Source organism: Magnetofaba australis IT-1 (assembly GCF_002109495.1).
GTDB classification, from domain to species: Bacteria; Pseudomonadota; Magnetococcia; order Magnetococcales; family Magnetococcaceae; genus Magnetofaba; species Magnetofaba australis.
Genome location: NZ_LVJN01000018.1, coordinates 125050 through 148405, shown reverse-complemented (window position 1 = coordinate 148405; position 23356 = coordinate 125050). Strand labels below are relative to the sequence as shown.

The window sequence follows — 23356 nt, the reverse complement described above, 5'->3', positions numbered from 1 at the left end:
TCATGGCCTATCTTAATCGAACGTCGATTGCGTTTTCATTAAGCGCTCGGCGGCGTCTTGCCATGCTGGGGCTGGCGGGTCATCATGCACTCTCTGTGGTGAGAATCCGGCGGCCAGGAGTTGACCGTTATGCCTGATCCCATTATGGCGTTCATCCCCGCCTATCGTTGCGCGCGACAGATCTCCCGCGTGCTCAAACAGTTCGACCCCGCCATGCAGCAGCGACTGGCGGAGGTGGTGGTGGTGGACAATCAGAGCCCCGACGACACCCTCGCCACCGCCATTGAGGGGCTCAAGTCGTTGCGCCATGTGCGCGTGACCGCGCTGCGCAACTGTGACAACTACGGCCTGGGCGGCTCCCACAAGGTGGCGTTTTTACGCACCTTGGAGAAGGGCTACGCCGGTTGCCTGGTGCTGCACGGCGATGACCAGGGCAGCATCGCCGACATCGCGCCGCTGCTGGATGCGGGCGCGCATCAGCAGTATGACGCCCTGCTGGGGGCGCGCTTCATGACCGGCTCCACCCTGGAGGGGTACTCGGCGTTTCGCACCTTTGGCAACCATGTGTTCAACGGAATCTACGGCCTGGCCGCCGGGAAGCGTTTCTATGACCTGGGCTCCGGGCTCAACTACTTCTCCGCCACACGGCTCGCGGATGAAGATTGGCGACGCTTCGCCAATGACCTGACCTTCAACTACTACCTGAGTCTGGCCATGGTGGCGCGCGATTGGCGCATGCACTTCTTCCCCCTCACCTGGCGCGAGGATGATCAGGTCTCCAACGTCAAACTGTTCAGTCAGGCGCGCCGCACCCTGGGCATCGCCTGGGAGTTCCTGCGCGACCGCGAAGCATTTCTCGCCGCCAACCACGCCGACCGCCCGGCGGATTTTGCTTACCCCTCCGAAGAGATGTTTACGCAAGCGCCGCAGGAGGGCGGGTAAATGAACCTGATCCTGTGCATGGCCGGACTCTATCGGCGTTTTCGCGACGCGGGCTATGAACAGCCCAAATTCCTGCTGCCGTGGCAAGGGGACGTTATCATTGGCCACATTCTGGAGGAGATGCTGCAGGATGGCGCATTTGACAACCTCCTGCTGGTGGCCAACAGGCGCGATGCAGCCCACCGCGCGGCGTTGGCGTCCATCGTCGCGCGCCATGGCTACAGCGAGCGCAATCTGATCTTCATCGACGACACCCGTGGTCAGGCGGAGACCGCCCTGCTGGGCGCGCACTACGTGATGGATGAGCTGCAACCCGCAGATCAGCGCTTGGCGTTCCACAATATCGACACCATCCTCTATGGCCGCGACTATCATCGCATCGCCGAAGCGTTGACCACGGCGGACGGCTATATCGACGTCTTCCCCGCCGACAGCCCCGCCTATAGCTATGTGACGGTGGATGACGCCTATCGCGTCACCGACATCGCCGAGAAGGTGGTGATCTCCAACCACGCCACCACCGGGTTCTATGGGTTTCGCACCCCGCAGCTCTACGCCCAGTGGGCACAACAGAGCGAATGGCGTAATGAGTTCTATATCAGCGACGTCTACAAGCGCATGCTAAACGCCGGGGCGCCGCTCACCATCAACCCCGACTCCGATGGGCATCGCACGCTGATCCTGGGCACGCCCGCAGAGTATGAAGCCGCATGCGCGGCGCCGTGAGCACGCGCCCGCCCCACTGCGGCTGGGCTTGCGCCGGGCGCTTGCTGTTCGTCATCGCGGCCATCGGCCTGCTGGCGCTGGCGTGGCTCGCGCCGCCGGGCGCCGCGCTCTCCGCCTACTGGCGCATCGACGCCGCCAGTCTGCTCATGGCGGGCGGGCTCTATCTCCTCAGCCATCTGATGCGGGTGTTGCGCCTGGGATTGCTGCTGGCCAAACATGAGGAGTTCAGCCTCATGCGCCTGGGGCAGGCGCATCTGTTCACTGCGGGCTTGAGTCTGCTGCTGCCGTTCAAACTCGGCGAAGGGATGCGCATCGTCGAATTGGGCCACCTCACCGGCGGACTCTGGCGCGGCTTTGCGCTGGTGTGGCTGGAGCGCGTGTTCGACGCCCTGATGCTGCTGCCGCTGCTACTGCTGGCTCTGGGCGGCGACGCCAACACCGACGCCACCACCCCTTTGATCCTCTCGCTGACGCTGTTTGCCGTGGCCACCCTGCTGGCGTTTGTGGTGCTGCCGCAGAATCTCACCTATCTGATTCACCGACTCATCCGCCGCCACCACTCCCAGCGCGCATTGCTGGCGTTGGATCTGATGCACCGCATCCGCTCGCGCCTGCTCCACGTCACCGATATGGCGCGCGGCAAACTGGCGACGCTGGTGACCCTGAGCTTTGTGATCTGGTTTTGTGAAATCGGCCTGTTTTGGCTCCTGCTGCACGCCATGGCGGATTCGCCCGAGGGGCTGTTCGCCCACATCATGACCGCGCTGTCCGATAGCTTGAGCGCCGCTGCGCCCACGGCAAGCGCCAACAGCGCCACAGCGGGCTATGCGGAGTTGACGCGCCTCATCCTCACTGTGTGCGCCATCGGCGCGCTGATCCCCTACGCCGCGTGGCGCTTGCGCAGCAAGCCGCGTTTGCGCCTGGAGCCCCCTCAATGAGCCGCTTGATCGTATATGACGACACCCTGCCCGTCTCCGAGGCGGTGCGCTCTCTGACCGGTCTTGAGCACTATGCCGACCTGATCCACCGCAAGCAGCGACTGGCCGAACGCGTGGCGCAGCTGGCCGCAAACACCCGCGGCGCCCTGTTTACACACATGCGCAATCGCGCGGATCTGCGCGCCCTGCGCGAGAGGCTGCGCCAGGAGGAGCAGATCGACCGCGTGCTCTACTGGCCCGCCAGCCTGTTTCCCAGCGACCTCGATGAAGCGGGCGTGATGCTGAACAAATTGCGCTACGCCGACCAGTTCTATCTGTTCGGTCCCGACCCCGGCGGCGCCTGCAGTCTGGCGGATATGGACGTAGCGCTGTTTCAGACCTTCTGCGCCCGCGGCCTGGCCGACGGCGATCCTGCGTTCCTGGCCGATCGCCGCGGCGTGATCTTCACCCCGCTGGAGAATATCGGTCAGTTCCTGGATCTGTCCGACCTGACCGCCTGCACCCAGCTGCTCACGCGCAACTTCGACGTGCGCTTTTTCAATGGCATCACCCACAATGAGTACGAAGTGGTCAAGAGCTCGTCGGATCGCGACAAGATGCGCCGGGAGCACGACTACTACGGCCTGCTGCCGCCGCAGATGCAGCCATTCTTCGTGCAGCCCTATGACTTTCAGGAGCAGGGGGAGCGCGCCAGTTATCGCATGGAGCGCCTATTGATCCCGGATCTGGCGATTCAGTGGATCCATCAAGCGTTGGCGCCCAGCGATCTGGAGCCGCTGCTGGCGCGAGTGTTTCGCTTCATCGACCTGCGCGCGCGCAAATCCGTCCCACCGGCTCAATGGCAAGCGGAGGTCGAGGAAAAATACGTCGCCAAACTCGATGAGCGCATCGCCGCATTCAAGCGTCTGCCGCTGTTTGAACGGGTGGAGGCGCTGCTGGTCAACGCCACCGATTACACTGGGCTGGACGCCATCGTTGCGCGCTACCATCAACTTTATGCGCAATTGAGCGCACGCCGCAAACCGGGTGATCTGGTCATCGGCCACGGCGATCTGTGCTTCTCCAACATGCTGTATGACAAACACACGCAACTGCTGCGTTTGATCGACCCCCGCGGCGCAACCAGCGAGGCGGATCTCTACGCCGACCCCTACTACGACGTGGCCAAACTCAGCCACTCGGTGTTGGGCCGCTATGATTTCATCAATCAGGGGCTGTTTGATCTGCGTTTGGAATCTGGCCTAACGCTCTCTTTGACTCTACCCATCGAGCCGGATGCACAGGTTGCGGAGCTGTTCGAGGCGTATCTCACACGCAGTGGGTTTGATCTGACAGTGACGCGTCTGTATGAGGCGTCGCTGTTTTTAAGCATGATCCCGCTGCATGCGGACGTGGCGGAGAAACCGCTGGGGTTCATTCTCAATGCGGCGGCGATTCTCGATTGGGTGGAGCAGCGCGCAGCGGCGCGCTAATTCGCCACTGTGGAGGAGTTTCGTTAGCGTATCCCGCGCTTGTGTAGAGCGTGGATCACCGTGTCCAAGAGGTCAACGCGCCCAAATGCTCCTTGGGGCTGCCCGCGTCCCAGCGGAACACGCTCACCGGCCCCTGCAACACACAGTGGGAAGCGCCAAACAGCAGCACATCATCGAAGAACACATGGCACAGCTCCGCGTCCGCCTGACGCAGCGTGACCCGCCCCTGGCGCGCCATGCGCGGCAGATAAACCTGAATGGCGCGCATGGAGCCGTCGGGACCGGGCGCGCTGAGAATCGCCGCATTGTCCACAAACTGCAGCATCACTTCACTCTGGGCGCCCGGCAGGAACAGGCCGAAATTGTAAAACACCGGCGTCTCTTCATCCGCCTCCACAGAGAGGGCGATTTGCTGCGTGGCCACAGGCAATTGATAGCTTTGCCCGTCCAGTTGCAGCGCCTCGGGCGGCACGCGATAGAGCCGTTGCGGCGTCTTGATCGTGGACCAGGACAGATCGCTGCGGAACGCCGCCAGAATGCGGCGGCGCATACTCTCGCCCATCCCACGCGCGGCTAAGGGTTGTCCGCCATCACGCGGCGACGCTGTCAAATCGATACGCTGCGCCACGATATTCGGTTCCTTTGCGCTACCCGCATTGTGCAGAGCGAAATAGCGCGGCGCCGTCCCCTGACGCGCGCAGGAGCGCCACTGCCAGATGGTGAACAGCTCCCGCATATACTTGCTGAACTCCCCCTCATTGGCGCGCCCCGGGCCACCCTCCTCACGCAGCACGGGCAATGCGTCAGTGGCCAGCGCATGAGCGTCGATGCCGCCAAAGCAGCTCTGCGCATCGCCCAACGCCTCAGTGATCGCCGCCACCGGCTGCAACCGCGCGGGCATGGTCAAGTCATATGCGGCGCGCATTTTTTGGTGGTTGGCGTAAGCGTAACCGATGATATTGGGCAATAACAGCGCCGCCAGCACCCATTTGAAGCCGACATTGAGGCCGCGCGGCAGGCGCTCGCCCACCTTCTTCATCCACACCGCCGCCAGCGGGATCAAATAGGCCAGCACCAACAGATGGTAGAAGGAACTCACCTCGCCGCGGGAGAAGAGCCGGGTGAAGATCAATCCTGTCAGAATGGTCGCCACGGTGATGGTCAGCGCAATTTCAAAGGCGTTGCGCGGCAGAAAAATCGGCGCCTGCCCGGGTTTGCGCGTGAAGCGGGTCAACAGCCACGCCAGCAGCCCCATCCCCGCCAGTTGCGCCATCACCAACAGCGTGTGCGCAATCTTCACCTGTTCACTGGCGGCCACGTTGGGCAACAGGCGCTGCACCACGCCGCTCTGCATCGCTTGCGAAATTGTCTCCCGCCAACCCTCCGGCAGCAGCGCCACCGGCAAAATGCGGCCGATCTCACCGACGGCGAAATGGACCGCCATCTTCACCTTCTCCATAAACGGATAGTTGCGCCCCTCATGCAGATTCTCAAAACGCCCGTCGCGTAGGATCTCCAGCGCGTCATAGGCCCACATATTGGCCAGCAACAGCGTGAAATAGAAGATCAACGGCGTCGCCAGCAGCCATATCAACGGACTGCGATAGACACGCCAATCCCGACGTATGACCACGCGCCAAAACAGCGCGGCGCCGAGTATCGCCGCCAGGGCGATCACCACGCTCTCATGGAACAGCGACGCCAGACAGAACCACGCGGCGGCAGGCCAGAGTTTGACCGCGCGCCAGCTGCTTTCATCGACGATATCCACGCTGCGCAGGCGCAGCGCGCCGAGCAGGAAAAAGGTGATGCTCCAGGTATAGAAGACGTGCGTGGACCACTGATAGGCGCTGTCCGACATGGCCAGGAACGGCAGACTCAGCGCCAACAGCAGCGCTGCCCAGCGCGGCGCAAACTGGCTGCAGACATGATAATGCGCCCACCCCATCATGGCGGTGGTCAAAGCATAGACGATGGCCATGTGGGCATAGTTCTCGCGCCACAGATCATTCAGATACATCGCCAAAAACAGACCGGGACGGAACAACAAAAAGTCGCCGATGGCCACATATCGGGTCTGATTAAAGGAGAGCAGATGGCTCAACCATGCCGACTTGTGGTCAAACCACGCCAACTCCGGATAGAGAAAGTGGTCATCGGCAAACAAGAAGAAGGGAATCGGCGAATAAGCGTACAGAATCGCCAAAAAGAGCAGCGCAAAGATCGCCAGCGGGTGGAACAGGAACCTCTGCCAGGCGCGCAACCGAGCCTTCATGGAACACCTCAACAGGGAATATTGCGCGCGCAATGGGAACGTATCGCGCCAACAGGGGAAGAGAAGCGCTATCTAAATCGCCACACTATACGGTTCCGGCAAACCCTGATGCAAGGCGGGCGACCGTGGCGTCAAACACAACGTCGACATCGGCGCAGAGCCCTTCCGGCGCAGCGAGAGACGATGACCGCCAGCGTGCTTGGAGACAACCGGCGGTCGCCAGATGCGAGGGCTACGCAAGAGATCGGCGCGCCAAACAATCGACTGAAGAACGCATAATCAAATCCTAATGGTTAGGCATTGCCATTATCACCCATTGCAGCCATAATGCCGAATTGCTTTGTGTCGGATACAATTGTTGCATGCAGTCTATTTCGCTGGAATAAACGCCTTTTCAGCCTAAGAATCAGACACACGCCAGAGCGTCGCGCACTCACCGCTTAAGCTTGATGCCGCCACGGTCCTGTATGAAACCGTTGCGCCAGCCAACAGTGTGTGGAGGCCAGCGTCGATTATTCAGTCGGGCTTGAACGCGCTGTTCGAATTATTGCCCGCAATCACTCGCGCAGCCTATGCGTTGAAAAGCCGGCAAAAGGAGAGATCGCAACAAGACGCCCATGCGCCGCCCGCCCAAACTTGGCGGCGTTTCGTGTACTGGATCTTGATGCGCGTGATGACAATGACATCCAAGCAGTCACTCAACCCTCTCAAAGGCAAAACCGGCTGGCGTCGATTCATCGGCGTCAAACGGCTTATCGCTTTGAGCATGCTGGCGGCGCTGGGGTATATCGCTTGGCGTCTGCGGCAGGAGGGATTGCTGCACCCCGAAGCGATCCAATCGATGTTGAGCGAGCACCCGGTTCAATCGGTGCTGCTGTTCACCGGATTCTTTATGCTGGCCGTGCTCACCACGTTCCCCTCGCTGCCGCTGAATCTGGCGGCGGGCTACTTTTGGGGCGGCATTCTGGGCGGCGTGCTCATCGCCAGCGCAGGTTCGCTGGCGGCCATCATCGCCTTCGTGCTGGCGCGCACCACCATTGGTCAACCACTGGCGCATCGGTTTGATAACCGCATCGTCGCCAAACTTCAATCCGAGTTCGACGCCAAAGGGTGGCGTTTTGTCGCCTTCGCCCGCTTGAATCCCATCATGCCCACCGGCGCGCTCAACTATCTGTTTGGTTTGACCTCACTGAAACTGCGCACCTACGCCACCACCACCTTTGTATTTCTGCTGCCCCCCTCCATCGCCTTCGCCATCCTGGGCGAACAAGCTGGCGGCTTCATGATCGAAGGTCAGACGCAGACCTGGGTGCAGACGGCGCTGTGGATCGCGGCGGGCGCAACGCTGCTGATCGCAGTCAAATATCTGTCGAAAATTCTCAATCAATCGAAGGAATAGAAGGCTTCCCATGAAAGTGACGCTTCTGGCCCTCACGCTCAATGAAATTGACGGCGTGCAGGCGATTATGCCGCAAATCAAACCCGAATGGGTTGATCAGATCATTATTGTGGATGGCGGCTCGACCGACGGCACCATCGAATGGTGCCGCCAAGCTGGCTACGAAGTGTTTGTGCAAAAGCGCAAAGGCATCCGCTTTGCCTATCTGGACCTATTGGAAGCCAACATCATCAAAGGCGACGTCATTGTCACCGTCAGCCCCGACGGCAACTGCCCCATGGATCGCCTGCCCGACGTGCTGGACATGATGAAAGAGGGCTACGACATGGTGATCGGCTCGCGCTACAAGGGCGACGCCAAGAGCGATGACGACGACCTGATCACCGGCTTCGGCAACTGGCTGTTCACCGGCACCATCAACCTGCTGCACGGCGGCAAGTACACCGACGCCATGGTGATCTATCGCGCCTTCCGCTATAGCCTCATTGAGGAGCTGGACCTGCACAAAGAGGAGTCCTACCTGCTGCCCGAGAAGCTGTTCAACACCATCATCAGCTGGGAGCCCCTGCTCTCCGTGCGGGCCGCCAAGTGCAAGAAGCGCATCGGCGAAGTGGGCGTGGGCGAGCCGGAGCGCATCGGCGGCGAACGCAAACTGCAGATCTGGCGCTGGGGCGGGGCCTACTACTTCCAGTTCTGGCGCGAACTGTGGTACTGGCGCTGCAAAGACAAGCGCTAATCGCCAAATAATAAAGAGAGTCACGCCGGATGTTCCCACGACCATCCGGCGTTTTTATTTTCCGCCCGCCAAGCCGCCATCAGCGCGCCAGCTTCTCCACCAGATGAAACGGCTCCATGGCGTTGGCCCGGGCAATCTGCTTGATGGAGAGCGCATCCCCATCCACCGTGATCCCCTGCGCGCCCAACTGCGCCGCCAACTCCTGGGACGATTTGCCCAACACTCCGGCCACCTGCGCCAACGGCGCCGAGAGGAAGGCGTCCAGCACAAACCCTTTGGGATTGGGCCTGCTATTCAGCGCGCCGCCCAGCACCAAGCCGATGGCGACCAGCGCCACGCCGCCCATCACGCCTGCGCCCAGCTTCTGCGAAAAATAACTGGTGAACGTCCCCCAATGGTTGAGGACGTGAAACAGAATGCCCGCCGCCATGGCCAGACCGATCCACTCATGGGCCTCCCGCGCCGCGCCGCCCAGATGGAAAAACAGCAACACGCCGGTCACCGCAACAAACACGCCCGCCATAATCACCAGCGGCGTGGACCACTGCCGCGTTTTCAGATTTTTCATCTCGGATCTCCCTGCCAATTTGCCTGTAATTATCTTCCTGAGAAGCTATATAGCGCGGCAATTATCTTCCTTGCAAGATATTTTGTGGCAAAATATGCTGTATCAAAGGAGGATTCATGACCATTGACAGCCGATCAGTTGCGTCACTTTTTCAGCAGATGGAGCAGAACTGGCCAGACTCGGTCACGCCGGTGTCGCGCATGATGCTGCGCGTGTTCCGTCTCAACGCCATCATCCGCGCCAACGCCGAACGCTGCGCCCGTGAGGAGGCTTTGGACTTCACCGAATTTCAGATTCTGGCGATGTTGCGGCGCGAGTCGCCGCCCCACCAATTGACGCCCAACGATCTGTGCGCGTTTTTGCAGATCACCTCGGGTGGGCTGACCAAGGCGCTGACGCGACTGGAGGGGCGTGATCTGATCACCCGTTCCGTGAGCGATCAGGATCGCCGCAGCAAGCCGGTGCGTCTCACCCCAGCGGGCGGCGCACGCATCGAGCGGGCCATGGCCCACGTGCTGCGTTCCGATGGCGAACTGCTGGAGCAGGGGCTTACGCCCAAGCAGATGGAGACGATGATCACCCTCTTGACCCGACTGGTGGAAGCGTTGGAGAGCAACGCAACGCCGAGCGCGGCTAAGACGTAGAGTTGAGTTGCCTGCGCCGCGTCAAATCCAGCCGCCCCAACGCAGGATGAAGAGCCCGGCGCCCAGGGTGAACGCCGAGGCCAGCGTGCTGACCACGATGATCTGACCGGCCATCTCGCCATTGCCGCCCATGGCGCGGGTCATAGGGAAGCTGGCGGCGGCGGTGGGCGCAGCGAAGGCCAGATAGAGCATGCCCAACTCCACCCCCACAAACCCCAGCGCGATGGCCACTGGGGTGAGAATGAGCGGTAGGGCGACGGTTTTGATGAGGGCGGCGATAGTGGATTTCACCCCCGCTTCTCGCAACCCCGCCAAGGTGAGGGAACCACCGATGCCGATGAGCGCCAGCGGCAGGGTCAGATTGGCCAGATAGTCGCCGGTGCGGGTGGCCAGCAGCGGCAGCGGAATTTGCAACAGACTGAACGGCAGCGCCGCCAACACGCCGATGATCAGCGGATTGCCGACGATCTGCCTGAGCATGTCGCGCCATGACAGCGCATGGGTTTGATGAAACGGCAGCGTCAGCGACACCACCGCCAGGATGTTATACAGCGGGATCAGCAGCGCCAGGATCACTGACCCCACCACCAAAGCTTCCTGGCCAAAGCTGTTCAGTCCAATGGCCAGGCCGAAGATGCCGTAGTTGCTGCGAAACGCCCCATGCACGAAGGCGGCGCGATCCGCCGCCGCCATGCGGAACTGCCCGCTGATCCAGAAAACCCCGCCAAAACTCGCCAATGTCGCCGCCACAAAACAGCCTAGCACCGCCGGGCGCATCAGCTCCGACGGGTCGGTTTTGGCAATCGCCATGAAAATCAGCGTGGGCAGCGCCACGCGAAACACCACCCGCGCCGAATCCTCCACAAAGCGCTCGTCGATCACCTTGATCACGCGCAACCAGGCGCCCAGGGCCACCAACAAAAAAATTGGCCCTGTGACCTGGGCGACAAACCAAATTGAGGACCAAAACTGCTGCATAAGACGCCGCCCACCAACCCGGCCACCCCCTGCAAATCGCTTCTGGCGCATTTACAGGAATCTACTGTAATGGAATCAAAGGGAAAACACGCTAGACCCGACGCACATAATACCACTATGATCAAACCAACATCGCCTACATTTCGAATTGTGAGGCAACCACCGTAAGACGTTTGCGCCTTTTAGGAGAATGACAATGCGATTACTCGGAAAGATTGCTCTGAGCGCCGTGGTCGCGGCCTCGGTGGCCCTGGCCGGAGCGCCCAACGCGCGCGCCAACCAGGATTTTCTGCTGGCCACCGCCAGCACCGGCGGCACCTACTACCCCGTCGGCGTCGCCCTGGCCACCCTCACCAAAGTGAAGATTCAGCCCAAACACAAAATGGGCATGTCCGCCATCAACTCCGCTGGTTCCGGCGAGAACGTCAAGCTGATCCGCGAAAAAGAGGCCCAATTCGCCATTCTGCAAGGTCTGTTCGGCTCCTACGCCTGGAATGGCACCGGCCCGGTGGCCAAATCCGGTAAGCAGACTCACCTGCGCTCGGTCACCATGCTGTGGCAGAACGTCGAGCAGATCGTGCTGGATAAGGAGTACGCCAAAACCGGAACCGCCGCCGACGTGATGGCGGTCAAAGGCAAGAAGATGGCGCTGGGCAAGAAGAACTCTGGCACCATCGGCTCCAACCGCAAGATCTTCGGCAATCTGGGCGTGGACATCGATAACGACTACGACCTGATGTACGCCGGTTACGGCCCCTCAGCCGAGGCGCTGCAGGATGGCCGCGTGGCGGGGGTCAACACCCCGGCGGGCGTGCCCACGGGCGCCATCACCAAACTGTTTGCCTCGGCAGGCAACAAGATCACCCCGCTCAACTTCAGCCCCGAGCTGGCCAAGAAAGCCGATGGCGGCCTGGGCCTGTGGACGCCGTACCTGATCAAGGCCGGAACCTATCCGGGACAGACGGCGGATTGGCACACCATCGCCCAACCCAACTTCCTGGCCACCCACGCCGACGTGGATGAGCAGTTTGTCTATCTGCTGACCAAGACCATCTACGAAAACCTGCCGTTCCTGCAGGCGATTCACTCCGCCACCAAGGCCATGGCGCTGGAAAAAGCGCTGGCGGGGCTGCCGGTTCCGCTGCACAGAGGCGCGGTCAAATACTATAAAGAGGCGGGCGTGAAGATCCCGCCGCATCTGATCGTCGACTAAGCGCTGACGACCGCCCGTCGCCATCAACACGGCGGGCGGTCGCTTCACCCTCTGTATGAGGAGCCCGCTATGGGTGTGACCACAGGTTGGAGTCCTGTGCCCGAGAGCATCGCCGCCGAAGTGGCGACATTGCGGCAAAACCGCCTGATCTACTGGCTCTGCGCGGCGCTGGCGGCGCTGCACTTCTGGTTCAATAGTTTTGGCAATGTGGATGCGCAGGATATGAACATCATCCACTTTGCCGGCTTCGCCCTGCTGTGCGGCCTGCTCAATCCGCTGGCCAACGCCCGTTGGCGTAAATTCGACATCGCCTTCGCCCTGCTCACCAGCGGCGCGGCCATCTATCTGATCTTCGCCCAGGACCCCATCTATGCGCGCGGCGTCAAGCTCATCGCCAGCGACTGGATTTTCGGCGTGCTGGTGATTGTGGCGGCGATTGAATACACCCGCCGCGCCACCGGCTGGATCATCCCGGTTCTGATTATTCTTTCATTAAGTTATATCACTTGGTGGGGGGAGTTGATCCCCGGCGTGTTCCGCTTTGCCGGACTCAGCCTGGAGACCACCCTGTTTCGCAGCATCTATGGCGATGACGCCCTGTTCGGCTCCATTGCGCGCATCTCCGCCACCTTTGTATTCATGTTCATTCTGTTTGGCGCATTCCTGCTGCGCTCCGGCGCTGGGGATTTCGTCATTCATCTCTCCCGCGCCCTGGCTGGGCGCATGGTGGGCGGTCCCGGCGTGGTGGCGGTGATCGCCTCAGGGCTGACCGGCACCATTAGCGGCTCGGCCATCGCCAACACCGCCTCCACCGGCGTCATCACCATCCCGATGATGAAAAAGGCCGGCTTTCCGGCGCGTTTCGCCGCCGGGGTGGAGGCCGCCGCCTCCACCGGCGGGCAGTTGATGCCGCCCATCATGGGCGCGGGTGCCTTCGTCATGGCCAGCTACACCCAGATCGACTATGGAACTATTGTGGCGGTGAGCCTGATCCCGGCGCTGCTCTACTTCTTCTCGCTGGCGTTCTACATCCGCTTTGAAGCCTTCAAACAGGGACTGACTCAGCCGGTGGAAGCGGGTCCGGCAATCCTGCCGCTGCTGTTTCGCGACGGCCTGAGCTTTGTGGTCCCGGTGACCCTGCTCATCGGCATGCTGATGTGGGGCTTCACCCCGGTCTATGCGGGCGCCTTCGCCATTCTGGCGGTGATCGTCTCCTCCTGGTTCACGCCCAAGAAGATGGGGCCGCGCGCGGTGCTGGACGCCCTGGCCATGGGCGCGCGCAACATGGTCACCACTGCGGTGCTGCTGTGCGCGGTGGGACTGGTGGTCAACGTCATCGCCACGGCGGGCATCGGCAACACCTTCTCCTTGATGATCACCGAATGGGCGGGGGGCTCCCTGCTCATCGCCATCGTGCTGGTGGCGCTGGCCTCGCTGGTGCTGGGCATGGGGCTGCCGGTGACCGCCTCCTACATTGTGTTGGCGACCCTCTCGGCCCCGGCGCTGTTCGCGCTGATGGCCAATGGCGAGATGGCGCAAGTCCTGGCGGCGGGCAATCTGGGCGATGCGCCCAAGGCGGTGCTGATGCTGGCCGCGCCCGACGCCCTGCCGCTGCTGGATCAAGGGCTGAACTATGAGCAGGCGCTGGCGCTGATTGAGAGCATGGCGGTGGAGAATGTCGCCCTGCTGCGCCCCATGCTGGTGGATGAGCAGGTGCTCACGCTGCAACTGCTGGCCGCGCACATGATCATCTTCTGGCTGTCGCAGGACAGCAACGTCACCCCGCCGGTGTGCCTCTGTTCGTTTACCGCCGCCACCATCGCCAAGACCCCGCCCATGGCCACCGGCTTCACCAGTTGGAAGCTGGCCAAGGGGCTCTATGTGGTGCCGGTGCTGTTCGCCTATACGCCGATCCTCACCGGCGGTTGGTTCTCTGCGCTGGAGGTGGGCGCGTTCGCCCTGCTGGGTCTCTACGCCTTCGCCTCGGCCATGCAGGGACACTTCCGCGCGCCGCTGGGCATTCCCGCCCGCGCGTTGATGACGCTGCTGGCGCTGGCCCTGCTATGGCCTCTGCCGCTGCTGGCCCATGTAGCGGCGGCGGCTGTATTGATCGCCTTCGCCGCCCTGCTGCTGCGTCAGCAGCGCGCCCGCTTGGCCACATCACCCGTCCCAGGCTGAAACGCCATGGCCCACTGGCAGATGGCGCTGCTGGCGCTGGCGGGGGTCGCCATGGGCTGGATCAACACCATTGCCGGCGGCGGCTCCCTCATCAGTGCGCCGCTGTTGCTGTTTCTGGGGCTGCCCGCGCCCATGGCCAATGGCACCAATCGCATCGGCGTGTTGGCGCAGAGCCTGGCGGCGGTGCTGCGGTTTTATAAAACCCTGGGCGGCGCCGAGTGGCGTCTGGGACTCACCCTGTCGGCGGTCTCCTGCATCGGCGCGCTGCTGGGGGCGATGATCGGGGTTAAGCTGGACGGGGTGTGGTTCAACCGCGTGCTGGCGGGGGTGATGGCGGGGGTGCTGCTGCTCATGGCCAGCGGGCGCAAGGAGTCGGCGGCGGCGTCTGACGACGGGCAAACGCCGCACACACCGGCGCCGCGCAATCTGCTGTGGGGCCACCTCGCCATGTTGGGCGCGGGGTTCTGGGGCGGATTCATTCAGATCGGCGTGGGCTTCATCCTCATGCCCGCGCTACACCGCGTCATGGGCATGGACCTGGTGCGGGTCAACTTCCATAAATCGTTTATTGTGCTGATCTATACGCTTCTGGCGCTGGCGGTGTTCGCCAGTCAGGGGCAGGTGGATTGGGGCGCCGGGGCGGCGTTGGCGTTGGGAGCGTGGGTCGGCGGCTGGCTGGGGGCCCACACCACCCTCACCCGGGGCGACGCATGGGTGCGCCGCGCCCTTTATGTGACCGGCGCGCTGTTTATCCTCAAACTGCTGTGGAGCGGATAGCCAAGCCCTGCCCCCACAAACAACTCGGGCGCGGGCGGCGGGATCTCTCTCATCCCACTGCCCGCGCCCTGAGTCAAAGCAGTGCGGAGTCAATCAGACCGCGCTGGCCATCGCCGCGCCGCGACGGGCGCCGGAACGACGCGCCGGACGCTGTGCGCCCTTGTTGGCGGGATGATGCCCCTCCTTGCGCGGTTTGCCGCCACGAGATTCCTGTCCCGCTTGAGCGGACTGCTGCGGCTTACCTGTGTTCTGCGCATTGGCCGAACGCGGTTTGTTGTGCGCCGACTTGGCCCCCGGCTGTTGCGCTTTGGCAGACTGGCCATTGCCCGCATGGGACTTGGCGCTCTGCGCGCCACCCTGAGCATGATGGGCGCTTTGAGCGCGTCCCTGCTCGCCCGCGCCGCCGCTGTGCGGCTTACGCGCTTGATTGCGTTTGGCCTTGTTGCCGCTGCGCGCCTGACGGCCCGTGCGCGGCTCCGACTTGCCCTGGCCCGCCACCGGCTCCATGTGGAACTCGTGTTCGGCATCCACCGGCACCCGACGACGGATGGCGCGTTCGATGCTGCGCAGCGCGCCGCCCTCCTCGGCATCGCAGAAGGAGATCGCCACCCCATCGCGACCAGCGCGGGCGGTGCGGCCAATGCGGTGTACGTAGGCTTCCGGGTCGTTGGGCAGGTCGAAGTTGATCACGTGGCTGATACCCACCACGTCGATGCCGCGCGCGGCGATATCGGTGGCCACCAGCACCCGCAGACGCTTGTTGCGGAACTGCGCCAGCGCCCGTTCACGCTGACCCTGGCTCTTGTTGCCGTGCAACGCCGCCGCCGACACCGAGTTGCGGCTGAGGAACTCCGCCACGCGATCGGCGCCGTGCTTGGTGCGGGAGAACACCAACACCCCCTCCGTCGGCTCTTTGTCCAGCACGTGCAGCAGCAGGTTGCGCTTATCATTCTTGCGCACGTGCATCACACGTTGATCGATGCGCTCCACGGTGGTGGATTGCGGGGTGATCTCCACCCGCTCGGGGTTGTGCAGCAGGGTCTGCGCCAGGACGTCGATATCCTTGGGCATGGTGGCCGAGAACAGCAGCGTATGGCGCTTGGGCGGCAGTTTGGCCACCACTTTGCGGATGTCGTGGATGAAGCCCATGTCCAGCATGCGGTCGGCTTCATCCAGGATGAAGGTCTCCAGTTGATCCAGGCGGATGTGGCCCTGATTCATCAGGTCCAACAGGCGGCCCGGGGTCGCGGTGACAATATCCTGTCCGCGTCGCAACGCGTGAATCTGCGGACGCTGGCCCACGCCGCCGAACACCACCGAGTGGGAGATGCGCAGGTGGGTGGCGTATTTGGCGATATTGGCGTCGATTTGCGAGGCCAGTTCGCGGGTGGGCGTCAGGATCAAAGCGCGCACACAGCGCTCGCGGGGATGTTTCTTATGTCGCGTCAGATGGTCCAGCAGAGGCAGCGAGAACGCCGCGGTCTTGCCGGTGCCGGTCTGCGCGATGCCCAGCAGGTCGCGCCGTTTGAGCAGGTGCGGAATGGCTTGGGCCTGGATCGGCGTGGGGGTGGTGTAACCGTTTTCTTTCAAGGCGTTGAGAATGGGAGTAGCCAGAGACAGATCAGTAAATTGAGACACAGACAGCTTCTTTCATAGGATGGCGGCAGCGCAACAGCGCGCACGGGTTTCCCGCCAGAGCCATGTATTGCAGGCGGCGGGCGCAACGACGGAACATCCGCGTTGGAGTATATAAAGAGGTGGCGACGGCAGCGGACTGATTGTACAGCGCATCCGCCAGGGGTATTCGCGATGGGCTTGGGCCTGACTTTGCTTAAAGGAGGAGGGCTTGCGCGAAATTCAATGGCCCACTTTGGCGCATATTGCCCTCAGAGTCAAGATCAATATCAACACGCCATCCGCCCTTTGTCACAGAAACATGCTGGGCGGCGCAGTCGACAGACGCGCCGCCCGGGAGGAGTTACTCCCCAAACCGCTCTTTGCTCTCAATAGAATGGAAGACGCCAATGGGAGACGCCACCCACAACGAAAAGGTTATATGAGGGCGCTGGGCCAGCGCGTCCACCGACGCGGCGCAGGCGCGTCATGCACGGCTCCGCCAGCCTGCTGCGCAGGTTCGTCTGATAATCGAATCCGAGGAAAACGCGGAGAATATCAGTCCAGCAGTGGCAGCGCTCAGGCGTCCATGAGAAGATTGCGCCATTCGAACGGCGTTGGCCTACGCCGCTGCGCACTGGGGCGCAGCGCCTCTTGCCCTGCCGTTTAGGAGATTTCATGCCCGCCGACACCGCACCCTCCCCGTCCAAACCCGCCGCGCTGGTCACCGGCGGCGCCGTGCGCCTGGGGCGCGCCCTGGCGCTCTCCCTGGCCCAACGTGGATATGACGTGATGATCCACTACAACTCCTCTGTGGCGCAGCGGGACGATACGCTGCAAGAGCTGGCCGCCTGCGGCGTGGATAGCCACGCCCTGCAAGCCGACCTGAGCGACGTCGCCGCCATCCCCGAACTGCTGCGACGGGCCAAACAAGCCATGCCGCATCTGGGCGTTCTGATCAATAGCGCCTCAGCCTACCAACACGCCTCCATCATGCAGACCGACGCAGCGCTGTTTGATCAACAGTTCGCGGTCAATCTGCGCGCGCCGTTTTTCCTCACCCAAGCCTTTGCCCGCACTTGCGGCCAGGGCTGCGTCATCAACATTCTCGACAATAAAATCAACTACAACCAATTCGAATACGCCGCCTACCTGCTGGCCAAAAAGAGTCTGGCCGAGTTCACCAAAATGGCCGCTATGGAGCTGGCCCCGGCGCTGCGCGTCAACGGCGTCGCGCCCGGCGTGGTGCTGCCTGCTGAAACCCGCTCGGAGGCCTATGTGAAGTGGCGTATTGAGGGAATCCCCCTCAAGCGGCAGGGAGAGACTGATCACATCGCCCAAGCGATGCACTATCTGCTGGAGAACCCCTTTGTCACCGGACAAGCGCTGGTGGTGGACGGCGGCGAGTCAATTCAGCACATCGGCCGACACTTCCGCAACTACGAATAGGATGCCCTTGAGAATCCAAAGAGATACCGGCGCGGACGACGCATTGCCCTGCGCCCCACGCGCTATGGTATAAACACCCCAAGCATTATGCCGAGCAGCCCGCGCCCGTGAGCGCAGCCTGGACTCGACCCTCTCCCACCCGGATGAATGCGGGGCGCTGCGCCCCTCTCCACGCACCCTGGTCTGGAAGAAAAATGGATTATTATTTTATTGGATTAGGCAGCAATATCGAACCGGAACGCAACATGGCGCTGGCGCTGGCGGCGCTGCTGGACCTCGCCCCCACTCTCTACGTTAGCCGCGTGCTGGCGACCAAGCCGGTCAACGTCCCCGACGACGCCTACTTTCTCAACTGCGCCGTGGCGCTGCAAAGCCCGCTGTCGCCTGAGGCGCTCAAGCACGAGTTCAACGCCATCGAAGCGCGCATGGGCCGCGACCGCAGCGATCCGGATCGCTGGAAGAAGAGCCGCACCATCGATCTGGACATCCTGTTCCTCTGGGACAAAAGACGCCCCATCGACTCGCCCACCCTGCTGCCGGACGAACCCTACATACGCCCGCAAGTTCTCGAGTTAATGGATTTTCTGCACATCGACGGCGGCTCTTGGCGGAAAGATCCACTACCGGATGGGCGCGAGATCGTGCTGGAAGGGGTCTATATTGGACTGACTCCGCTGACGCTGCAGCGCAACGCCAATGGCCACTTGATCGCGATGGATACGCTGACCAGTCCGCTTGCAGAGCCCTGAGCCTTTGAATACACAAAGGGACCACTCATGACGCCGCCCCCTGCTTCTGATCGCGCGCAACATCCGCCGCCTCGTCGCGCCATCGTCACCGGCGCCACCTCTGGCATCGGACTGGCCATCACAGAAAATTTTCTCGCCGCCGGCTTTGGCGTGGTGGGCAATGGACGCAGCGCGGAGAGACTGGCGCAGTTGCAGCAGAAAATGGCCGCACAACCCGGCGCGCTGGCGACAGTCGCGGGCGACGCCGCCGATGAGGTCACCATCAGCGCGCTCATTGCCGCCTCTCATGCGCAACTCCTCGGCGCGCCGGATCTGTGTGTGGTCAACGCCGGACAGGGCGCGCCCGGCACGCTGCTCGAAAGTGATGCGGCGCGCTGGGAGGAGCTAATTCAGATCAACATCCTTGGCGCGGCCAGACAGCTGCGCGGCTTCGCCACAGAGATGCTGCGCGCAACACAAGCGCAAAAAAACTCTGAGCAAAAGGCGTGGGATATCGTAGTCATTGGCTCGTCGCTCTATCGCGACGTCGTGCCGGAAGTGGCCCTCTACAATGCGACCAAGCAAGCGCTGGCCAACCTGGCCGAGTCGCTGCGCCGGGAAGTGGCCTCCCACGCTATTCGCGTCACCCATATCGCCCCCGGCCTTGTCACCAGCGGGTTTCAGCACAGCGCAGGGTACGATGACCACACCGTGGCCCAACTGGCGCGCCAATATGGGCCCTTCCTACAGCCTCACGAGGTCGCCGAAGCGGTGGCGTTTGTCATCTCCCGGCCGCCCCATGTGCACATCAACGATCTGACCATCCGCCCCACTGCGCAGTCCATCGCCTAATCGCCTTATGTGATGCTCTGACCGCCATCCACCACCAGATTGGCGCCGGTGATGTAACGCGCCTCATCCGAGGCCAAAAACGCCACCGCCGCCGCCACCTCTTGTGGATCCCCCACCCGCTTAAGCAGGCTGGCGCCGCCGATCTCCGGGTGGCGGTCCGCCGCTTCCCGCCCCAAGCCATAGCGCTCCCGGGTGATACGTTGGGTCGCCTCGCTCCAGATGATGCCCGGCGAGACCGAATTGACGCGAATCCCCTGCGCCGCCAACTCCTGCGCCATGCAGCGGGTCATGCTGTCCAGCGCGCCCTTGCTGGCGCTGTAGGTGAGGTAGCCGGGTTGGGCGATCACTTCAGAGATGGAGCCGATATTGACGATTGCGCCGCCCTGCGGCGGCATATGCGCCAGCGCATGTTTGGCGCACAGCGCCGGGCCAATGGCGTTGACCGCCAAAATGCGCTCCCACGTCTGCTGCGTTGCGTCCACCCCATGAAACGCCAATAGCGCAGCGTTATTCACCAGGATATCCAACCCGCCCCAAAGTGCGGCGCACTGCGCCAGAGCAGCGCTTACACTCGGCTCATCGGCGACATCCACGCCCACGCCCACGGCGTCATAACCTTGCCCGCGCAGCGCCTCGGCTTGGGCCTGTGCGCCTTGAACATTCCTATCCAGCAGCGCCGTGCGGCACCCCTCTTCCGACAATCGGCGTGCAATGGCCAACCCAATTCCCGTGGCCGCGCCGGTCACCACAGCGCGTTTTCCGTTTAACCCCTGCATATTGGCTCCTGCATCTCATCTTTTACGTCCAGCTAAAATCTTGTCTCTATTCACGCAAGAAAATAAGAAGCCGCCCCAGATCCTACGATCTGGGGCGGCTTTTGAACCGACCAAATGCGTCAGACGCGCGCTATTTTGCCAAATGTTCAATCACGCGGTCAAACGAAGCGCCGTTGATGAGGAAGTGCGCGCCGATGGAGACGAAGTAGCCCAGCGCAATCACCGGGGTCCACTTCAGGTGGCTGGCGAAGGTGTAGATGCCGCGCGCCTGACCCATCAACGCCACGCCCGCCGCCGAACCGATGGAGAGCATGGAGCCGCCCACGCCCGCAGTCAGAGTGACCAGCAGCCACTGCCCTTCGGACATATCCGGCATCATGGTCAACACCGCAAACATCACCGGAATGTTATCCACAATCGCCGACAGGAAGCCCACTGCGATGTTGGCCGGCGTGGCGCCCCAATCGTGATACATCGCCTGAGAGACGATATCCAGATAGCCGATAGTGCCCAGACCGCCCACGCACAGCACCACGCCGTAGAAGAACAGCAGGGTGTCCCACTCCGCCAAGCTCACCTTCTGGAAGATATCGAAGGTCTCGCCAGAGAGCTGATGGGTATGCGCCCCCGGGGTGCCGATGGCGCCGGCGTTGGCGCCATGTTCGCCGGTTTTGTCCCCTTGACGATGGCTCACCTGCAGGTAGAAGGCGAAGATTTTCAGATAACCCAGACCCAGCATCATGCCCATCACCGGCGGCATGTGCAGGTAGTTGTGCCCGGCTACGGCGGTGGCGATGGTAAGCAGGAACAGCACCACAATGACGATGCCGCCGCGCAGAATCTTCACCTCTTCGTTGGTGGCGGCCGGTTTCTCTTTGGGCACTTTGAGCGACATGATGTAAGCGGGCACGCCCCAGTTCAACAGGGACGGAATGAACAGGGCGAAGAAGTCGGCAAACGGGATCACCCCTTTTTGCCACACCATCAGGGTGGTGATGTCGCCAAATGGGCTGAATGCGCCGCCTGCATTGGCCGCCACCACGATATTGATGCACGACAGCGACACGAAAATCGGCTTGTCGCGCCCCACCGCCAGCACCACGGCGCACATGATCAACGCGGTGGTGAGGTTATCGGCAATGGGAGAGATCACAAACGCCAGCGCGCCGGTGAGCCAGAACAGTTGGCGGTAGCTGAACCCCGAGCGCACCAGCCAGGCGCGCAACGCATCAAACACCTGACGGTCGGTCATGGAGTTGATGTAGGTCATCGCCACCAACAGGAACAGGAACAGCTCGGCGTACTCAAGCAGATTGTGGCGCACCGCCTGCTGCGCCACGTGGGAGATCCCCTCGCTGGCGTAGGACATGAAGATCACGCCCCAGATCAAACCCGCCGCCACCAGAACCGGCTTGGATTTGCTCAGGTGGATCTGCTCTTCAACCATCACCAATACATAGGCGAAAATAAACACCAGGAGCGCATAGAAGCCCGCGTTGGTGCCCACCAACATCAAGCGTTCACCCTCCGCTGCGGCGCCGCCAGAGGCCAACGCAGCGCTGGGATCAATGAGAACCGCCATCGCGGCAACCAGGAGCAACAGGATAGATCGCAACATGCTTTTTCCTTCGCTGGAATCGTCGTGCGGTGAAATACGAGCATCCAAGAGTGCATGCTAAGGGGATTCTTTATCAATCAATTTTTCACCTGCCGAGCGGGATTTTCGCAAAAATAAAAACTGCAATACGCCTCTTCTGCTCAAGCACGCTTTCCAGCATCATCTCTGAGCCAGCCGAAGCCTGCAAACATTGCGCCCACCGGATGCAGAATAAAATCTTGTTTTTTTTCTACTTACACCAATCTCTCCACCACGTCGCCGCGCAACTATTCGGTTTAAGAAACAGCAAAACAACAATAACAAACAGCCCATAAGAGCCTCTTTCGGTAACCCGCCGCAGAGGGTGAAAAGTCATTTTTTTTTCGTGATGCGCGTCTCAAGACGGTCTGCTTTGGGTGAAATTGGCGCAGAAATACTGCAAAAAAGAGCCCCTTTTTGCAGAATGCATTGCACAATTCACGCGCATGGAGATCCCAGCGGGCGGGGAAAAGCGTATCAAGAGCCTAGTATCGGCAATAACAAGACAATCGAAGCAGGAGAGGTCAAACCTCTGCAACACGCCCCCCGAGGTCCGCCATCACTTTTGCAGCGCACGTCTGGCCCTGCGCAGTCGGGAAGTTCCGTTCGGCCCACGCCATGCGTTCCAGGCCAACCCCCTCTCCGGTGACTTGCCTGAGAGCCACAAGCATCTGTTGGGCCGCTACAGGGCTCAGGCCTGCGTGGAGCAGAAACGCATAGGTGATCATGCCGGTGCGATGAATGCCCGCTGAACAATGGATATAGAGACGCCCGCCATCCCGCACAGCCAGACACATGGCGTCAAACAGCGCAATCAGGTCTTCGTTGCGCTCTGGTTCCGGCGCCTGAGCATTGGGCAGCGGCAGGTGGAGCCACCGAAGCCCCGCCTTGCGCACAGCGGCGCCAATCTGATCAGCCCCCTCATGGGCGCAGAGCAGGGTCACCACATGGGTGCAGCCCTGCTGGTGAAACGACGCCATAGTTTTGAGTTTGGGTCTGCCGCCAACGGCCAGCGCGCCATTGGCCAATGCCCGCCATCCCAGTTCAACGGTTTTTCTCTGTTTCATCGTCCCCGGCCTCGCGTGAAGCCGCCAACTCCAGACCGGACCACGCCAATCCTATTCGAAGCGCACTCTGCAAATGAGTGCGCGTGGAAGCGCGCCCTGAGCGTTCACAAAGGGTGGGACAGGTGACGCGCCCAACGACTGCAGGCTGGCTGTCATGGGAGAGGAAAGTGGTGGAGGTGGACGGGATCGAACCGACGACCCCCGGCTTGCAAAGCCGGTGCTCTCCCAGCTGAGCTACACCCCCAGGATAGGACATCTGGCAATTCAGATTGTATTCAGGAACAACGATTTGGCGGGGAAGGAGTGGTGGGCCTAAGTGGATTTGAACCACTGACCTCACGCTTATCAGGCGTGCGCTCTAACCAACTGAGCTATAGGCCCGCGCCAA

The 23356-nt window shown here is 61.8% G+C and carries 20 protein-coding genes and 2 tRNA genes; 13 read left to right on the top strand and 9 right to left on the bottom strand.

Annotation, left to right across the window (positions count from 1 at the left end):
- The first annotated feature begins 129 nt into the window (after positions 1–129).
- Genes MAIT1_RS06890 through MAIT1_RS06875 form a run of 4 tightly spaced genes read left to right on the top strand, consistent with a single transcriptional unit; the run spans position 130 to position 4078 of the window.
- Complete coding sequence (locus MAIT1_RS06890; protein WP_085441555.1) at positions 130–942, top strand: glycosyltransferase family 2 protein; 813 nt, start codon at positions 130–132, stop codon at positions 940–942.
- Positions 943–1668, top strand: coding sequence for a sugar phosphate nucleotidyltransferase (locus MAIT1_RS06885; protein WP_085441554.1), 726 nt, complete (start codon positions 943–945; stop codon positions 1666–1668). It begins immediately after the preceding gene.
- Positions 1665–2606, top strand: coding sequence for a lysylphosphatidylglycerol synthase domain-containing protein (locus tag MAIT1_RS06880; RefSeq protein ID WP_158089357.1), 942 nt, complete (start codon positions 1665–1667; stop codon positions 2604–2606). The genes MAIT1_RS06885 and MAIT1_RS06880 overlap by 4 nt, the downstream gene beginning before the upstream one ends.
- A complete protein-coding gene (locus MAIT1_RS06875) occupies positions 2603–4078 on the top strand; it encodes a phosphotransferase (protein ID WP_085441552.1) in 1476 nt (491 codons plus the stop codon). Before MAIT1_RS06880 ends, MAIT1_RS06875 begins: the two co-directional genes overlap by 4 nt.
- 55 nt (positions 4079–4133) lie before the next feature.
- On the opposite strand, the gene MAIT1_RS06870 is transcribed toward MAIT1_RS06875, so the two are convergent.
- Complete coding sequence (locus tag MAIT1_RS06870) at positions 4134–6353, bottom strand: hypothetical protein (RefSeq protein ID WP_085441551.1); 2220 nt, start codon at positions 6351–6353, stop codon at positions 4134–4136.
- A gap of 673 nt (positions 6354–7026) precedes the next feature.
- Here MAIT1_RS06870 and MAIT1_RS06865 point away from each other — a divergent pair.
- Together MAIT1_RS06865 and MAIT1_RS06860 are read left to right on the top strand one after the other, a co-directional pair.
- Entirely contained in the window at positions 7027–7752 is a 726-nt protein-coding gene (locus MAIT1_RS06865) for a TVP38/TMEM64 family protein (protein WP_158089356.1), read from the top strand.
- 10 nt (positions 7753–7762) lie between these two features.
- Positions 7763–8488, top strand: coding sequence for a glycosyltransferase family 2 protein (locus MAIT1_RS06860; RefSeq protein ID WP_085441549.1), 726 nt, complete (start codon positions 7763–7765; stop codon positions 8486–8488).
- A gap of 79 nt (positions 8489–8567) precedes the next feature.
- Here MAIT1_RS06860 and MAIT1_RS06855 read toward each other — a convergent pair whose 3' ends face one another.
- On the bottom strand, positions 8568–9056 hold the full coding sequence (locus tag MAIT1_RS06855; RefSeq protein ID WP_085441548.1) for a DUF4405 domain-containing protein: 489 nt from the start codon (positions 9054–9056) through the stop codon (positions 8568–8570).
- Between the two features lie 116 nt (positions 9057–9172).
- On the opposite strand from MAIT1_RS06855, the gene MAIT1_RS06850 reads away from it, so the two are divergent.
- Entirely contained in the window at positions 9173–9700 is a 528-nt protein-coding gene (locus MAIT1_RS06850; protein ID WP_085441547.1) for a MarR family winged helix-turn-helix transcriptional regulator, read from the top strand.
- Positions 9701–9721: 21 nt separating this feature from the next.
- Here the strand turns inward: MAIT1_RS06850 and MAIT1_RS06845 are convergent, their stop codons facing one another.
- The gene (locus MAIT1_RS06845; RefSeq protein ID WP_158089355.1) at positions 9722–10678 is read right to left on the bottom strand and encodes an AEC family transporter; all 957 of its coding nucleotides are present in this window, start codon (positions 10676–10678) and stop codon (positions 9722–9724) included.
- A gap of 196 nt (positions 10679–10874) precedes the next feature.
- Between MAIT1_RS06845 and MAIT1_RS06840 the strand changes: the two genes are divergently transcribed.
- The 3 genes from MAIT1_RS06840 (at position 10875) to MAIT1_RS06830 (ending at position 14846) form a co-directional block, all read left to right on the top strand.
- Positions 10875–11891: a TAXI family TRAP transporter solute-binding subunit gene (locus MAIT1_RS06840; protein ID WP_085441545.1), complete on the top strand. Its 1017-nt coding sequence runs from the start codon at positions 10875–10877 to the stop codon at positions 11889–11891.
- A gap of 69 nt (positions 11892–11960) precedes the next feature.
- Positions 11961–14069, top strand: coding sequence for a TRAP transporter permease (locus MAIT1_RS06835; protein ID WP_085441544.1), 2109 nt, complete (start codon positions 11961–11963; stop codon positions 14067–14069).
- Positions 14070–14075: 6 nt separating this feature from the next.
- Complete coding sequence (locus MAIT1_RS06830; protein WP_085441543.1) at positions 14076–14846, top strand: sulfite exporter TauE/SafE family protein; 771 nt, start codon at positions 14076–14078, stop codon at positions 14844–14846.
- A 93-nt stretch (positions 14847–14939) separates the two neighbouring features.
- On the opposite strand, the gene MAIT1_RS06825 is transcribed toward MAIT1_RS06830, so the two are convergent.
- Complete coding sequence (locus MAIT1_RS06825; protein WP_085441542.1) at positions 14940–16484, bottom strand: DEAD/DEAH box helicase; 1545 nt, start codon at positions 16482–16484, stop codon at positions 14940–14942.
- Positions 16485–17138: 654 nt separating this feature from the next.
- On the opposite strand from MAIT1_RS06825, the gene MAIT1_RS06820 reads away from it, so the two are divergent.
- The 3 genes from MAIT1_RS06820 (at position 17139) to MAIT1_RS06810 (ending at position 19489) form a co-directional block, all read left to right on the top strand.
- Positions 17139–17909 (top strand): SDR family oxidoreductase, encoded by a 771-nt coding sequence (locus MAIT1_RS06820; protein ID WP_085441541.1) that lies wholly within the window; start codon positions 17139–17141, stop codon positions 17907–17909.
- Between the two features lie 194 nt (positions 17910–18103).
- Positions 18104–18658 (top strand): 2-amino-4-hydroxy-6-hydroxymethyldihydropteridine diphosphokinase, encoded by a 555-nt coding sequence (folK, locus tag MAIT1_RS06815; RefSeq protein ID WP_158089354.1) that lies wholly within the window; start codon positions 18104–18106, stop codon positions 18656–18658.
- A gap of 27 nt (positions 18659–18685) precedes the next feature.
- Positions 18686–19489 (top strand): SDR family NAD(P)-dependent oxidoreductase, encoded by an 804-nt coding sequence (locus MAIT1_RS06810; protein ID WP_085441539.1) that lies wholly within the window; start codon positions 18686–18688, stop codon positions 19487–19489.
- A 5-nt stretch (positions 19490–19494) separates the two neighbouring features.
- Here the strand turns inward: MAIT1_RS06810 and MAIT1_RS06805 are convergent, their stop codons facing one another.
- From MAIT1_RS06805 to MAIT1_RS06785, 5 genes are all read right to left on the bottom strand, one after another.
- On the bottom strand, positions 19495–20265 hold the full coding sequence (locus MAIT1_RS06805) for an SDR family NAD(P)-dependent oxidoreductase (protein WP_085441538.1): 771 nt from the start codon (positions 20263–20265) through the stop codon (positions 19495–19497).
- 130 nt (positions 20266–20395) lie between these two features.
- The gene (nhaD, locus tag MAIT1_RS06800) at positions 20396–21883 is read right to left on the bottom strand and encodes a sodium:proton antiporter NhaD (RefSeq protein ID WP_085441537.1); all 1488 of its coding nucleotides are present in this window, start codon (positions 21881–21883) and stop codon (positions 20396–20398) included.
- 542 nt (positions 21884–22425) lie between these two features.
- Positions 22426–22968 carry a protein-tyrosine phosphatase family protein gene (locus MAIT1_RS06795; protein WP_085441536.1) on the bottom strand — a complete coding sequence of 181 codons (543 nt, stop codon included), beginning with the start codon at positions 22966–22968 and terminating at the stop codon, positions 22426–22428.
- 168 nt (positions 22969–23136) lie between these two features.
- Positions 23137–23212: transfer RNA gene (locus tag MAIT1_RS06790), tRNA-Ala, on the bottom strand.
- 60 nt (positions 23213–23272) lie between these two features.
- Positions 23273–23349: transfer RNA gene (locus MAIT1_RS06785), tRNA-Ile, on the bottom strand.
- Between the last annotated feature and the right edge of the window lie 7 nt (positions 23350–23356).

Coding starts and splice junctions, on each gene's coding strand:
- MAIT1_RS06890 (WP_085441555.1), top strand. CDS start 130: ATGCCTGATCCCATTATGGCGTTCATCCCCGCCTATCGTTGCGCGCGA.
- MAIT1_RS06885 (WP_085441554.1), top strand. CDS start 943: ATGAACCTGATCCTGTGCATGGCCGGACTCTATCGGCGTTTTCGCGAC.
- MAIT1_RS06875 (WP_085441552.1), top strand. CDS start 2,603: ATGAGCCGCTTGATCGTATATGACGACACCCTGCCCGTCTCCGAGGCG.
- MAIT1_RS06870 (WP_085441551.1), bottom strand. CDS start 6,353: ATGAAGGCTCGGTTGCGCGCCTGGCAGAGGTTCCTGTTCCACCCGCTG.
- MAIT1_RS06865 (WP_158089356.1), top strand. CDS start 7,027: ATGACAATGACATCCAAGCAGTCACTCAACCCTCTCAAAGGCAAAACC.
- MAIT1_RS06860 (WP_085441549.1), top strand. CDS start 7,763: ATGAAAGTGACGCTTCTGGCCCTCACGCTCAATGAAATTGACGGCGTG.
- MAIT1_RS06855 (WP_085441548.1), bottom strand. CDS start 9,056: ATGAAAAATCTGAAAACGCGGCAGTGGTCCACGCCGCTGGTGATTATG.
- MAIT1_RS06850 (WP_085441547.1), top strand. CDS start 9,173: ATGACCATTGACAGCCGATCAGTTGCGTCACTTTTTCAGCAGATGGAG.
- MAIT1_RS06845 (WP_158089355.1), bottom strand. CDS start 10,678: ATGCAGCAGTTTTGGTCCTCAATTTGGTTTGTCGCCCAGGTCACAGGG.
- MAIT1_RS06840 (WP_085441545.1), top strand. CDS start 10,875: ATGCGATTACTCGGAAAGATTGCTCTGAGCGCCGTGGTCGCGGCCTCG.
- MAIT1_RS06835 (WP_085441544.1), top strand. CDS start 11,961: ATGGGTGTGACCACAGGTTGGAGTCCTGTGCCCGAGAGCATCGCCGCC.
- MAIT1_RS06830 (WP_085441543.1), top strand. CDS start 14,076: ATGGCCCACTGGCAGATGGCGCTGCTGGCGCTGGCGGGGGTCGCCATG.
- MAIT1_RS06820 (WP_085441541.1), top strand. CDS start 17,139: ATGCCCGCCGACACCGCACCCTCCCCGTCCAAACCCGCCGCGCTGGTC.
- folK (WP_158089354.1), top strand. CDS start 18,104: ATGGATTATTATTTTATTGGATTAGGCAGCAATATCGAACCGGAACGC.
- MAIT1_RS06810 (WP_085441539.1), top strand. CDS start 18,686: ATGACGCCGCCCCCTGCTTCTGATCGCGCGCAACATCCGCCGCCTCGT.
- MAIT1_RS06805 (WP_085441538.1), bottom strand. CDS start 20,265: ATGCAGGGGTTAAACGGAAAACGCGCTGTGGTGACCGGCGCGGCCACG.
- nhaD (WP_085441537.1), bottom strand. CDS start 21,883: ATGTTGCGATCTATCCTGTTGCTCCTGGTTGCCGCGATGGCGGTTCTC.
- MAIT1_RS06795 (WP_085441536.1), bottom strand. CDS start 22,968: ATGAAACAGAGAAAAACCGTTGAACTGGGATGGCGGGCATTGGCCAAT.